The following is a 12936-nucleotide window of genomic DNA, read 5'->3' on the forward strand; positions in this document are numbered from 1 at the left end:
GAATTGCATTTGATGCAACATTGCACATTGCCACGATGAAGGCTGCGACACAGGTCCAGAAGTTTCGTACCTTAGCGCGTCGCCGCGAAAATCGTGCCCTACCTGAGTGATTCGATCGTTTCGCGAACAAGACGCAACAATGTTGTGTTAGATGCAACACCATGGACAGGGCTGATCTGCCCGGTGCGGCGCACCTTGTGCTTGCCGATGGAGTCGTGCACCTGGACCCGGAACGCGCCGTGTTCGATGCGATGCTTTTCCCTGTCAAGTCTGCGTGTTGAGATCTTGAGGCCGGTTCCCTGCTTGTTGTTTAACACCCGCCGTGGGACAACCAGGTCGCCAGCCAAGGGGACCTCCGACAGCAGGTGATCCGCTGAGAGAACACGTTCCGGATCCGGTGCGCGAACCGATCGTTGCGACGTTGTCGGCCGTCCTGTAATGCCGAATATTGGATGTGCCGTCCGGGGTTGTAGCAGTCCCCAGGGTGGCCGACTGGGCTGTGTTGAGCAGTGTCTCTGGGAGCGGGCTGCATTGTGTTGGTGCGGGTTAGGGCTTGAGCACGATTTTGCCGTGGGTGTGTCGTCCTTCGAGTTCGGTGTAAGCCTGGCGGACGTGTGTCAACGGGTAGACGTTGGCGATCGGGACTTCGAGGTGTCCCTCGGCTATCAGGGCGGCCAGTTCGGCGAGTACCTCGGCGCCTGGCCTGGTGTTGGTTCCGGGTTCGGTCTTGACTCCGTGTTTTGCGGCTGCTGCGAAATCGGCGATGGTGTCGATCCGCTCGGCCGTGACGCCAAGAGCAAGGGCCAGTTCGACGTACCCGCCGCCGTGGGTGTCGATGAAGGCATGGATGCCGTTGGGTGCGGCGGCCTTGATCCGGTCGGTGACGCCGTCACCGTATGCGACGGGGATCACGCTGTGGCTTTGCAGCCACTCGTGGTTGCTATCGCTCGCCAGGCCGATGACCGTGGCTCCGGCACGGCGCGCGAGCTGAACGGCGAGCGAGCCGACTCCTCCGGCTGCTGCGGAGATGACGACGCTCTCGCCCTTCTCGAGTTGTATGGAATGCACTGCCCCCCATGCAGTCACGCCGGCGACGTACAGGCCGCCCGCCACCTCCCATGAGACTTTGCGTGGTTTGTGTGTGAGGTTGTCGACGTCGACCAGGACCAACTCGGCCTGGGCGGCCCGCTTCTCGGAGAATCCGATTACCTCGTCGCCGACCGAGAATCGGTCGACTCCGACTCCGACTTCCGCGACAACTCCGGCCAGATCGCTGCCCTGCCCGGACGGAAAGGTCGAGGGAAAGATGTCGGCCATCGCCCCGGTTCGGATGGCTGCCTCGCCGGGGTTGATGCCTGCCGCTTTCACCCGCACCAGGACCTGCCCGTCCCCGGGCACCGGGCGGTCGACCTCCTCGACCCGCAGCACCTCGATTCCGCCGAACTCGTCGTACCGGACTGCCTTTGTCATTGCCTTGCTCCTCCGACACGCGACGCGTCGCTGACGTCTCGAGCGGGAATGGTGGGCACCGGCATGCCCGTCACCAGGGCACAGTTCCGGCGTCGTCGAAGAATCCGCCGGTCGGGCCGTCGTCGGGCAGGGTCGCGAGGCGAATCGCGATCGCCGCGCCCTGTTGGGGGGTGCGGACGCCGCGGAAGCCGTTGAGGTCGGTGGCGGTGAAACCAGGACAGCCGGAGTTGATCAGGATGTTGGTGTCGCCCAGTTCCTTGACGTATTGGACCGTGACGGCGTTGAGGAAGGTTTTCGACGCCAAGTACGCAGCAGGAACCGGGCCCATGTCGATGCCGGGCGTGGTTTGCAGGGCAAGCGAACCGACGCTGCTGGACATATTCACAATTCGCGGCGAGGCCGAGGCGCGCAGCATCGGCAGCATCGCGTTGGTCACCCGAATTACGCCGATCACGTTGGTTTCCACGACAGCTCGCACGGTCGCGGGATCGACAGTGGTGGGCGTCTGCGGCACGCCGCCGGTGATCGCGGCGTTGTTGACCAGGACGTCGAGGCCTCCGGATTGGTCGGCGATCAACTCGGCCGCAGCGGCCACACTTGCGTCGTCGGTCACGTCGAGCGGTACGCCGAACGCATCGGTCCCGGCCGCGCGCAGCTTCTCCACCGCGGTGTCGCGGCGTTGTTGATCCCGCGCGCCCACACCGATTCGCCAGCCGAGCGCGCCCAGGCCTGCGGCGATCTCGTATCCGATTCCTTTGTTCGCGCCGGTTACCAGCGCAATCGTCTGTTCACTCACACCGCCGATCCTGCTGCGGCTCCGGGTGCGGCGTCCAAGACCGATTGGGTCTGCGGTGATACCGCACGGGTATTGGTCGCGGTCAGCGGCGGATACGATGATCTGGTGGAGACACGGGAGCTGCGATACTTCGTCGCCGTCGCCGAGGAGTTGCACTTCGGGCGGGCGGCGCAACGGCTCGCGATGGCGCAACCACCACTATCGCGTGCCATCCAGCAGCTCGAACGGCGGCTCGGAGTCGTTCTCCTGCACCGCGGCACTCGCGCAATCGCCTTAACTGAGGCCGGGTCGGTGCTGCTGCGGGAGGCCCGGACTGCCCTCGACGCGGTCGAAGCCGCCGAGCACCGCACCCGCCGCGCCGCTGCCGACCAGCCCGGTGTGGTGCTGGCCACCAAGGCCGGAGCCTCCCGCGAACTGTTGTCGAAGCTGCTGCACGCCTACGCCGCCGATCCTGGCGCTGTTCCCGTCGAGGTGATGTTGTGCGGGCCCGGCCAGCCGGAAAGCCTGCTACGCAACGGCCGCGCCGACGCTGCTCTGCTCCACCGGCCCTACGACACAATGGCTGGATTCGACACCGAAGACCTACACACCGAACACCAAGTCGCCGTCCTGCCCGCGGGACACCCCCTCGCTGACCGACCCCACATATCGATAGCCGAGATCTACGCACTGACGGACCTGCCCCTGCCGCGCTGGCCTCGACACGATGGGAGCTATGCGGACGGCCCCGGCCCGCAGGTCCGCGACCATACCCAGCTGTTCCAACTGATCGCGCTCGGACTGGCCTGCGCGGTCGTGCCCGAGTCGCTGCGAGCCCAGCTACGCGACGATCATGCCATCGTGCCTGTCCCGGACGCACCGGCTGTCACAACCGTCATCGCCTGGCCACCACACAGCAGATCCAAAGCCGTCGCCGACCTCGTCCAGACCGCGACGCGCCTCTAACCGACACCGCTGCGGCACCGCGGTTCTCCGGCACGCGGCCGTACCTCGCACCACTGTTTCGAGATACGCTCGCATTTGGGATACATCCGGTATTGCCGTATATCGGTCGCCCGCCGGTGCGGTCAATCCTCGGTTTGGTGTGGCATCCCTCGCCGAATTGGGATGACCGCGGCACCGGGGTTCGCCAATGCTTCCCGCAGCGCCTGGTTTTCCAAGGTAAGTTGATTCACTGCCCGGACGAGGGCGGGGACGTCGGCCCGGAGTTGGGTGAGTTCGGCGTTTTTGTTCGCGATCGTCTTCTTCAGTGCGGCGATGGTGGCTCGGAGTCGGATCTCGACCTCCGATGGCGCCCCGCGCTGGGCCACCCGCGCGTAGAACTCGTTCTTCAAGTCGGTATGTCGTTGTGTTAGAGCATTTCTGGGGACATCGACCTCCAGCGCGAGGGCGACGATCGTGAGTGCACCGTTGGATCGCTCGGCGGCGCCGGACAGGATGCGTTCCATCGCGGCGCGGATCTTGTCGCGCTCATCGGTGTTCATCGCGCGTCCTCAGTCAAGGTGATGCGGGTGCGGTCATGGGCATCGGCGTATCCCCGAAGTCTGTCGGCGTTGGCGCGCAACCGCTCACTGAGCGGACCGGGAACCCGAGCGGCCCGGGTGTCCATGACAGCAGCACGCTCGAGGAGCTGGAAAGCGTGCTGACTGCCACTCTGCGTTTCCCTTTCGACCTGCATCAACACACACATCTAATAGGGAAATGCTCACCGGTTGGGAGCGGCAGCAGCGGACCCGATTGTTGAAGGAAGCGATAATCCGGCCACGGCTCGCGCTCATTCGCAGGACGGGTGAGTTCACGAATTCGTATCCGTGGCAATGGGAACCGACCGACGGTGAGGAATTCATCACTGACTTTCGGGGCGAGCGGGACGGCACCCGACCGATCACCGTCTCGACCGCGCGCGGGTACCAGCTATCGATCACTTTGTTCATGCAGTACGTGACTGATACTGGCTGCCAGGGGCCTACAGTCTGCCGGCAGCGTTTCGGATCGGTGCCACAGCAGGTGTTCCACGAGGGCAATTCGATTGCTCATGTCGGAGGTCCAGGCGTTGTTCGATGCCGCCGATGCGCGGGTCGAGCACGCGCGGCGGCACGGGCGCAAGGGTGCACTACCCGCCCTGCGCGATGCGGCCTTGCTGAAGACGGTCTACGCCTATGGGTTATTCCCCGGGGCTCCGCCCACGTACGTTCCCGCATTTCTCTGAGTTTGTGCAGTTCAGAGGCTGATGCCGGAGATGCTGGCCGTCGCGACAGATATGGTGCAAGTCGACGTGGCGGGCGATCCTCAGCGGCTCGCGCGCAGTATGCGGATCGCGCGCAGTGCGCGGGGCGGTTCGCCTCCGAATCTTTCGGATCCGTCGAGGTAGCGGGTGACGAGGTCGGGGGCGGAGTGGTCTTCGAGGTCGGTGAAGCCGAGGGCGCGCAGCTGTGCGGCGATGTCGTCGGGCGTGAAGTAGCTGAACACGGGTTCGCCGACGCCGGCCAGCCGATCGGCACGTGCCTGCTGGTGCGCACGGTCCTCGTCGCTGTTCGCGGGCTGCAGGTAGTCGAAGACCACCTCGACCGGCTGGGCCTGACCAGCGATGTATTCGAGAGTGGCGTGGGCGGCGTTCGGAGTCAGATAGAAGACGACGCCGAGCCACACGAATACGGCCGGGTCCGTCCGTTTGAATCCGGTGGATTCCAATCCCGCTGCCAGCGTCTGGGTTTCGAAATCGACCGGCACGAAGGTCAACGTCTCAGGGCGGTCGATTCCGGCGGTAGTAAGGCGTTCGCGTTTCCACGCTTGGGTGGCGGGGTGGTCGACCTCGAAGACACGCAAGTCCGGGCGCGGATTGCGATAGGCGAAGGTGTCCAGACCGGCGCCGAGGATCACGACCTGCCGCACACCAGCGGCGATGGCCGCGGCCACGGCGTCCTCGGCGAAGCGTGCGCGTGCGGCGAAGAACAGTCGGCGGGGCCGATCGCTGACCCCGTCACCGAGGTGATTGGTTGTGGGCGTGCCCAATTCGGCCAGTTCCTCTGCGGTGACGCCGAGCAGACGTGCCGCCAGGGGGTCGGTGAAGATCTGTGGTCGGTCAGCGATCTGGTGATAGGCGCGGGCGTACGCGGTGATGAGCGCTGTCCGGCTGGGTCCGTCGTTATCCATATTCAAGAACCTACTTGCGAATGTGGCGCGTGCTCTATGAACTCACTCACGCTCACTCGCAAAGGAGCACGCGAACACGATCGGTAACACTGATTACGGCCGACCCTCCTTCGGAGCGGTTGCCACGAGTCGCCAGGGGCGGGCTCGAACCTGTTATCGGGGCTGGGTTGATGTGTCGAGCCGGGTCATGATTTCGCGGTTGGTGGCACGAGCGGCGGCAAGATCGTCGTCGCGTTCGTCGAGTTGTTGCTGCAGGTCGATGTTTCGCTGTTCGAGCTGGTTGATGCGCTGGTGGAGCGCGTCGATGTCGGTGGGTGCGCCGAGTCCGGATTCACGCCAGGTCTGCTCGCCGAGCGCTTCGGACAGTCGTTTCTCCAGTTGCTGGACGCGCGCAGCAAGTCGGGCGGCTCGCTCGTGGGCGGCCAGCAGGTCCGCCTGCGACGAAGCACGGATGACCGCAGGTTCGCGGTCGGCGGTGGCGGCTGGATCTGCTTGCAGCACATGGATTTTCTCCAGAAGATCACGGTGCCGGTAGAGGAAGGTTCGGTCCACCCCAGCTGCGCGAGCGATCGCGGATGTACTGATGTGTTCACCGTCGGTGACCACCTTGTTGAGGACTGCCAGCACGCGTTGGCGGCGGCGCAGCGAGTCGTCGCGGCGGCCGTCGAGCATCGGCCGGGCGCTGCGGTGCGGGCGGGTGTCGGTCACGCGGTGGCCTCCGAGGTGGGTGCGGGCGAGATGGTCGCGGGGAGGGGAGCCCAGCGCCTGGATCTGGCCGACCGCAGGCACGCATCGAAGATGCCGCAGTACGGCCAGTATGGAGCGTGGTTCGTGCGGTGGGGCAAGTCGTCGGCCCGCCGCAGATCAAGCGGCGCTCGAGTTTCCGAGAGTTCGACAGGCCGATTTGGGACAGGGACCCGGCGGAGATGCGCGCGCGGAAGTTCCACTACGGGTTGGACCGCGTGCTGGACGGACTCGATGCGCGCCGAAGTGCTCGACTCACCCTGAGTGGGTGTGGGTTACCACAACCGAACCCCCGTATCGGCTACGGTTCACGTCGCACCAACCTGTGTGATCCCTCATATCGAGAGGCGAAGTCTGTTGTCGGTGAACCTGTTCTGGCGTTCGATGTCTGTAGTGGCGGTGTCCCTGCTGATGGCTGTGCCGGCGTACAGCCAGGCGGACCCGGTCGACGACGCGCACCCGATCGGATTGGACCGGTTCTATCACCAGCGGCTCGAGTGGAAGCCTTGCGGCGTCGAGAATATCGACAAGGCCGGTGGCGAGTGCGCGGATGTACTGGTGCCGCTCGACTACGGGAATCCCGACGATCGCACGATGACCGTGGCAATTTCGCGGGTGAAGGCCGGCGATCCGGTGCAGCGGCGGGGAATTCTGCTGTCCAATCCGGGCGGTCCCGGTGGGGAGGGGCTGGACAGTCTGGATCTGCTCGGTGATGTGCTCTCGCCGGAGGTCTTGGCGAGTTACGACCTGATCGGCATGGATCCGCGCGGGGTCGGCGAATCCGGTCGGAGTCCGCGGTGCGGGTGGCCGGTAGGCGAGATGATTCGGTCGGCGGGTCTGGATCCGCTGGGATTCGTGCACGACACCGTTCAGTCCGCGGGGATGGCCGCGACCTGCCTGATTCGTGATCCGAACAAGCTGAGGCAGTTCACCACTCGCAACACCGCGCGTGACATGGACATTGTGCGAGGCGCCCTGGGTGAGGAGAAGGCCAACTTCTACGGCGTGTCCTATGGCACCTACCTCGGGGCCGTGTTCACGCAGATGTTCCCCGAAAGGAGTGACCGCGTCGTGCTCGACAGCACGATCGACCCGGACCGGTATTGGGAGGGCTTGGTTCAGGATTGGGGTCCGGCAGACGAGATCGCGCTGGACGACTGGGCCGGCTGGGTTTCCGGTCGGGATGACGAGTTCCGGCTCGGTGCGACTCCGCAGCAGGTACGGGCGAAGATCGAGGAGCTCGTTCGTATCGCCGCGCGCCAACCGATTGTCATCGATGGGTTTGCCATTGACGATCACTGGCTTCCGTTCATCCTGCACGGATTGCTGATGAACTTCCGGCTGAACGAAGCGATGGCCGCCACTGTGCGGGAGATCGCCGATGCCGCGGGTGGTCCGCCCACTACATCGCGAACACCCCGGCTTCGTGCCATCGTGGAGGCGCTGCGCGACAATGAGAATTCGGTGCTTGCGCAGATCGCCTGCGGCGATGTCGGGGCACCGATTGATCCGACCTGGTACTGGCGCAACATCGAAGAGACCCGTGCCACGCAGCCGGTTTTCGGCGCGCTGGCGAACAACATCCAGCCGTGCGCCTTCTGGCCTCGCCCGGTCGAGCCACCGACTGTCGTCCGGAATTCTGTGCCCGCGCTCATCCTGCAGGCGACGGGAGATCCCCGAACTCCTTATGTCCACGGCGTCCGATTGCATCAGGACATGTCCGAGTCGCGGATGGTGACGCTGCAGGATGTCCGTATCCATATGACATTCCGGCCCGAACTCAGCGGCTGCGTAAACCATGCGATCAACACATACTTCAGCGTAGGAACCATGCCGGATACCGACATCACCTGCTACGCGGATCAATCCACGCCCTAGCCCACACCGCTGCCCGGGATGATCGGTCTCATCCGGACCAGCGGATCGGTCAAGCGGAGACCGTGACGGTTTCGTCGGCGAACTGGGTGCGAAACAACTCCGCATAGCGACCGTCTGCGGCCAACAGCTGAGTGTGGGTACCGCGCTCCACGATTCGACCGTCCTCGAGCACCAGGATCTGATCGGCCGCGCGAATCGTGGACAGGCGGTGTGCGATCACCAGGGCGGTCCGACCGTCCAGTGCTTCCGCGAGCGCCTCCTGCACGGCGGCTTCCGAAGTCGAGTCCAGCGACGCCGTCGCCTCGTCCAGGATCACCAACCGTGGCTGCTCGAGCAGCGGCCCGGCGATGGTCAGTCGCTGGCACTCACCGCCGGAGAGCCGGTAGCCGCTCACGCCGACCACCGTTTTCAGCACGTCCGCCAGCGACGCGACCAGATCGTGCAGCCGTGCGCGGTCCAACGCGACAGTTCGTCCTCGGTCGCCTCCGGCCGGGCGAGCAGCAAATTGGTCCGGATAGTGTCGTGGAACAGGTGACCGTCCTGGGTGACGAGTTCGACGGTCTCCCGGATCGACCTGGTAGTCAGTTCGCGCACGTCGGTGCCGTTCAACCACACCGCGCCGGCGTCGACGTCGTAGAGCCGGAAACCAGTTGGGCCACAGTGGATTTCCTCGCACCAGACCAGTGCGACTAGCTGGCCGGGCTCGGCACGCAGCGACACCTTGTGCAGCACCTCGACTCCGCCGCAGGTATCCAGATTCACCACGTCCTCCACTGCAACTGCCACCGTTGATGTAACTAGCAAGTGCAGCGCCACCGCCGGCCTGCGCCGCCCGGGCCCGGCCTGCGGCAGTCCACGACTCGGCACGTTTCCGCTGACGGAGGAAGCGGACAGGATGATCGATTCCGTGCCACACGCTATGTCCTGCATCACGACAACCCGCTCGATGCGCCGATCCGGATCGAGCTAGACCATGCGTCGGCTAGTGTCAATCGGACATTCGACTGGTCGTATACGGGGAGGTTTGGACATCCGGCCGACTGGGCACTGTACCGAAGGGTATAGAAATTTGGAGGTAACGCGATGGTGGGCGGACGGCCCCGACAGTTCGACCCCGCTGCCACCCTCGACCGGGCGCTGGAAGTGTTCTGGCGTCAAGGATACGAAGGCACGGCACTCTCGGACCTGACCGAGGCGATGGGTATCAACCGACCCAGCCTCTACGCCGCGTTCGGCAACAAGGAAGACCTCTTCCGCAAAGTCCTCGACCGCTACATCGCGGGCCCCCGCGCGTTCGCGACACACGCATTGAATCGCCCCACTGCAGTCGAAGTCGCCGAAGCACTGATGTCCGGAACGATCGCGCTCACCGCAGGCCCGAACACACCCCGCGGCTGCCTGCTCGTCAGTCACGCACACGCCTGCGGCCCCGACACCAACCCGATCCGGGACGAAGTCATCGCACGGCGCACCGCAAGCACTGCGGCACTGTGTCACCGCCTCGAACGCGCCCGCGCCGAGGGCGACCTTCCGATCGAAGCCGACCCGAAAGCCCTCGCCTACTTCGTCACAGCCATCATCGACGGCATCGCCACTCAAGCCGCCAACGGCTGCACCCACGAAGACCTCCGCCATGTCTCCGAACTCGCCCTGCGCATGTGGCCGGCCCGAACCCCGGTCTGGGCCGCGGATCTCAGTCGACCGCTCTACCGAAGCCGACCCGTGCGCGCGGCGACTTCGTAAACGAACTTCACACCATCGACCAGGTCGAGCTGCTCACCCACCCGCACGAAGCCGTACCCACTGACCAACGCCAGAAATGGCCGAGTGTCCTGGCCTGAGCGAATATTGCTGAGTAGGCTCCTGAGCTGGTGATCTTCGGTCTCGTCGAGAGGTGTCTGATTTGTCGCTCCGGTGTTGACCGATGAGTCCGCCAGGAAATGTCGCGGTGGGATGTCGAGAACCCGCGCGCGGCTTCGTCGACAGTCAGGCGCTCTCCCCGGAGGGCACGTTCGTCCGCTACGACGGCGAGGGGCGGCCGCCGTCACCAACGGCCCGTTCGCGGAGACCAAGGACCTGATCGCCGGCTGGATGGTGATCGACGTCGAGACCTACGAGCGGGCGCTCGAGCTGGCCGGCGAGTTGTCCGCGGCTCCGGGTGCGGGTGGGAAGCCGATCCACGAGTGGCTCGAGGTGCGCCCACTCCTGGCCGCGTCCCCGACCATCACAGAGTGACGCACGGTGGACGAGGCGCCGCACGACTCAACGCACAATTGCGCAGTTGAGCGGCAAGGAAGTATCGGCCGGAGAGGCGAGATTCCCGGCACCGGACCGACAAGGATCGGAGCCCGCACCCCCTCAGCCGGTAATCTCCTCAGGATGCTCGGACAACACACTCGTGCGCGCCTTCGGCGGATCACGGCCCTGGTCGCCGGTTGGACAGCTGTTGCTGCAGTGGCGATCCCCGCGACCGCACAGGAACCGGGCCGATTACCCGCCGCAGACGAATTGCGAGTGTGCACGCCGGGAGACTACCCGCCGTATTCGGTGGGCGACGGCGCAGGCGGATACGTCGGGATCGACATCGAACTCATCCGAGGCTTCGCCGATGTGCTGCACCGCCCGATCCGGTTCATCCCGGTGACCTGGGCAACGCTGGCAACCGATTTCGCGCCGCAGCAGTGTGATGTCGCGGTCGGCGGAATCTCCGACCTGCCCGCACGCCGCGGGTTCTCCGACTTCTCGATCTCCTACGGCATCGACGGAAAAGCCCCGATCACACGGCGCACCAGCGGCGCCGACTACGCCACGATCGCGCAGATCAATCAACCCGGCGTGCGGGTGATCGCGAACCGCGGTGGCACCAACGAATCGTTCGCACGCAAGAACTTTCCCGACGCCCAACTGACTCTGTGGAACGACAATCTCACCCTCTTCGACGAAATCGACCAGGGCCGGGTGGATGTCTTCGTCACCGACTCCGTCGAAGGCCGATACCGCGTCCGCAGCCACCCCGGTCTGCAGGTCCTGCACCCCGAGCGCCCGTTCGACTCCTTCCAGAAGGTGTTCCTGCTGAAGAAGAACGACCCTGTACTGGCCACGACCGTGAACGCGTGGCTGGCAACCCAACTCGCCACCGGGGCCGTCGACCGCTCCTTCGCCCGATGGATCGGCGGCGACGCGCCTATCAGCGGTAACTGAGCGACACCCGCACAAGTCGACGGACAACACGAGGCAGCCACGCGGCCGTAGCGCATCCAGGCTGTCGTGGAATGTCGCGAGGCCGACGGATTCGTAGACCGCATGCGCGCCTTTACCTTTGGTGACCGCCTGCCCAGTACGTGACGGACGGCCCTTCCCCGAAGGTTCACGGAGTCACCGATCCCATCTGGAGATCCGTGTGGGACTCAGCCGTGAAGCTGGCGGCTAGATTGCTAGCATGCTAGCATCGCGTTGTGGGCGACGAGGATGTCAAGCAGTTCAACGTCTACCTGCCGATCGGGCTGATCAAGCAGGTCAAATATCAGTCGATCGAGTCGGGAATGTCATTGTCGGCACTGGTAGCCGACGCGCTGCGGGCATACCTCGACGACACCCACCGGCAGTCATCGTCGGGAAAGGATTGATATGACGACCGAAGGTATCGAGGCCGTGCTCCTGGAAACTCACAACTGGGGCAAGGCCGCCAAGTTTCTGCAGGAGCTGGGATTCGAGGTGGAGTTCGAAACCGACCACAACTCGGGCCAGTTCCGCAACGGTGACGGTCCCAGCGTTTTCGTTGCCGAGATCCCTACGACTCAGCAGCCGCGCACGCAGCTGGTCCTGAAGGTCGCCGGCACGCAGAACCGCCCCGGCGGCGAAGTCGATATCGTCACCGAGTTCGAGCAGACCCACTACGGGACCCAGGAGATGACCGTCCGCGACCCGGACGGGCGGCTCTGGAGCCTGCAAGTACCGGCGGGCAAGCAGTGATCGCCATACCGAACGAGCAGGTCGCGCCGGACAGCACCGCGATCCGGGTCGCGCTGTGGCGGGCGATGCACGTGCAGATCGATTCGCCCCCTTACGTATTCCGCGACGAGATCGGTCTGCGGCTGGCATCGCCCGAGGAAGATTGGCGAAGTCGCCCGGATATGGACCCGCAGACCACCAGCCAGATGCGAGCAGGCATCGTGTCCCGGGCCCGCTTCATCGAGGACCTCCTCGCCGAACAGATCGAGCGTGGCGTGGATCAGTACGTTCTGCTCGGCGCCGGACTGGACACCTTCGCGCAACGCCGGCCCGAGCTCGCCGCACGCCTGACGGTGTTCGAGATCGACCAACCCGGCCCCCAGGCATGGAAGCGACAACGCCTCACCGAGCTCGGATACGGCGTCCCGGATTGGTTACGACTGGTCCCCGTCGATTTCGAAGTGGACTCGTGGTGGGATCGGCTGACAGCCGCCGGTTTCGACCCGGACCGCCCGGCGGTTGTGGCATCCACCGGCGTCTCCATGTACCTCACCAAGGAGACGAATATCGCAACCCTGCACCAGATTGCGAAACTCGCGCCCGGCTCCACTCTGGCCACGACATTCATGCTGCCGCTCGAACTCGTCGGCCCCGACGAACAGCGGCTGCGCCGGTATGTCGAGCAGGGCGCTCGCGAATCGGGCACTCCGTTCATCAGTTTCTTCGGTCCCGACGAGATCGTGGCGCTGGCCGAGGACGCGGGTTTCGCTGCCACCCAGCACATTTCGCCCAGCGACATCAACCGTCGCTACTTCACCGACCGCACCGACGGTCTGCGCCCCACGGAGTCGGAGCAGATCCTGGTGGCGACGTCGTAGTACGGCAACCGTTTCGAGGTCGCCTCGGGCTGGTGCAATCCTTCGAAGCCGCACCGTCCGAATAAT

At 64.9% G+C, this 12936-nt stretch carries 14 protein-coding genes and 2 pseudogenes; 9 read left to right on the top strand and 7 right to left on the bottom strand.

All coding sequences use genetic code 11. From position 1 onward, the window contains the following. Window positions 1-98: 98 nt before the first annotated feature. From OHQ90_RS24785 to OHQ90_RS24795, 3 genes are all read right to left on the bottom strand, one after another. Window positions 99-347, bottom strand: coding sequence for a hypothetical protein (locus OHQ90_RS24785; protein ID WP_328401325.1), 249 nt, complete (start codon window positions 345-347; stop codon window positions 99-101). A 199-nt stretch (window positions 348-546) separates the two neighbouring features. Further along, window positions 547-1470, bottom strand: a complete 924-nt coding sequence (locus OHQ90_RS24790) for an NADP-dependent oxidoreductase (RefSeq protein WP_328401328.1) — start codon at window positions 1468-1470, stop codon at window positions 547-549. A 70-nt stretch (window positions 1471-1540) separates the two neighbouring features. After that, the gene (locus tag OHQ90_RS24795; protein WP_328401330.1) at window positions 1541-2266 is read right to left on the bottom strand and encodes an SDR family NAD(P)-dependent oxidoreductase; all 726 of its coding nucleotides are present in this window, start codon (window positions 2264-2266) and stop codon (window positions 1541-1543) included. 105 nt (window positions 2267-2371) lie between these two features. On the opposite strand from OHQ90_RS24795, the gene OHQ90_RS24800 reads away from it, so the two are divergent. Then, window positions 2372-3211 (top strand): LysR family transcriptional regulator, encoded by an 840-nt coding sequence (locus OHQ90_RS24800; protein WP_328401332.1) that lies wholly within the window; start codon window positions 2372-2374, stop codon window positions 3209-3211. A 122-nt stretch (window positions 3212-3333) separates the two neighbouring features. Here the strand turns inward: OHQ90_RS24800 and OHQ90_RS24805 are convergent, their stop codons facing one another. Then, window positions 3334-3750 (bottom strand): hypothetical protein, encoded by a 417-nt coding sequence (locus OHQ90_RS24805; protein WP_328401334.1) that lies wholly within the window; start codon window positions 3748-3750, stop codon window positions 3334-3336. Between the two features lie 551 nt (window positions 3751-4301). On the opposite strand from OHQ90_RS24805, the gene OHQ90_RS24810 reads away from it, so the two are divergent. Beyond that, on the top strand, window positions 4302-4475 hold the full coding sequence (locus tag OHQ90_RS24810) for a hypothetical protein (RefSeq protein ID WP_328401336.1): 174 nt from the start codon (window positions 4302-4304) through the stop codon (window positions 4473-4475). 80 nt (window positions 4476-4555) lie between these two features. Here the strand turns inward: OHQ90_RS24810 and OHQ90_RS24815 are convergent, their stop codons facing one another. Together OHQ90_RS24815 and OHQ90_RS24820 are read right to left on the bottom strand one after the other, a co-directional pair. Continuing rightward, complete coding sequence (locus OHQ90_RS24815; protein ID WP_328401338.1) at window positions 4556-5419, bottom strand: class I SAM-dependent methyltransferase; 864 nt, start codon at window positions 5417-5419, stop codon at window positions 4556-4558. Window positions 5420-5572: 153 nt separating this feature from the next. After that, complete coding sequence (locus OHQ90_RS24820) at window positions 5573-6208, bottom strand: DUF6262 family protein (protein ID WP_328401340.1); 636 nt, start codon at window positions 6206-6208, stop codon at window positions 5573-5575. 366 nt (window positions 6209-6574) lie between these two features. On the opposite strand from OHQ90_RS24820, the gene OHQ90_RS24825 reads away from it, so the two are divergent. After that, window positions 6575-8041, top strand: coding sequence for an alpha/beta fold hydrolase (locus tag OHQ90_RS24825; RefSeq protein WP_328401342.1), 1467 nt, complete (start codon window positions 6575-6577; stop codon window positions 8039-8041). A gap of 49 nt (window positions 8042-8090) precedes the next feature. Here OHQ90_RS24825 and OHQ90_RS24830 read toward each other — a convergent pair. Then, window positions 8091-8806 (bottom strand): annotated as a pseudogene (locus tag OHQ90_RS24830) (ABC transporter ATP-binding protein); the annotation flags it as partial. A 318-nt stretch (window positions 8807-9124) separates the two neighbouring features. Between OHQ90_RS24830 and OHQ90_RS24835 the strand changes: the two are divergent. From OHQ90_RS24835 to OHQ90_RS24860, 6 genes and pseudogenes are all read left to right on the top strand, one after another. After that, on the top strand, window positions 9125-9784 hold the full coding sequence (locus OHQ90_RS24835; protein ID WP_328401344.1) for a TetR/AcrR family transcriptional regulator: 660 nt from the start codon (window positions 9125-9127) through the stop codon (window positions 9782-9784). 232 nt (window positions 9785-10016) lie between these two features. Further along, window positions 10017-10276, top strand: a pseudogene (locus OHQ90_RS24840) (YciI family protein); the annotation flags it as partial. Between the two features lie 144 nt (window positions 10277-10420). Next, complete coding sequence (locus tag OHQ90_RS24845; RefSeq protein WP_328401346.1) at window positions 10421-11242, top strand: transporter substrate-binding domain-containing protein; 822 nt, start codon at window positions 10421-10423, stop codon at window positions 11240-11242. A gap of 254 nt (window positions 11243-11496) precedes the next feature. After that, window positions 11497-11667 carry a CopG family transcriptional regulator gene (locus OHQ90_RS24850; RefSeq protein ID WP_328401348.1) on the top strand — a complete coding sequence of 57 codons (171 nt, stop codon included), beginning with the start codon at window positions 11497-11499 and terminating at the stop codon, window positions 11665-11667. Window position 11668: 1 nt separating this feature from the next. Continuing rightward, complete coding sequence (locus OHQ90_RS24855) at window positions 11669-12013, top strand: VOC family protein (RefSeq protein WP_328401350.1); 345 nt, start codon at window positions 11669-11671, stop codon at window positions 12011-12013. A gap of 65 nt (window positions 12014-12078) precedes the next feature. After that, a complete protein-coding gene (locus tag OHQ90_RS24860) occupies window positions 12079-12870 on the top strand; it encodes a class I SAM-dependent methyltransferase (RefSeq protein ID WP_442941493.1) in 792 nt (263 codons plus the stop codon). The last annotated feature ends 66 nt before the right edge of the window (window positions 12871-12936 follow it).

The organism is Nocardia sp. NBC_00403 (genome assembly GCF_036046055.1).
Taxonomy (GTDB): Bacteria; Actinomycetota; Actinomycetes; order Mycobacteriales; family Mycobacteriaceae; genus Nocardia.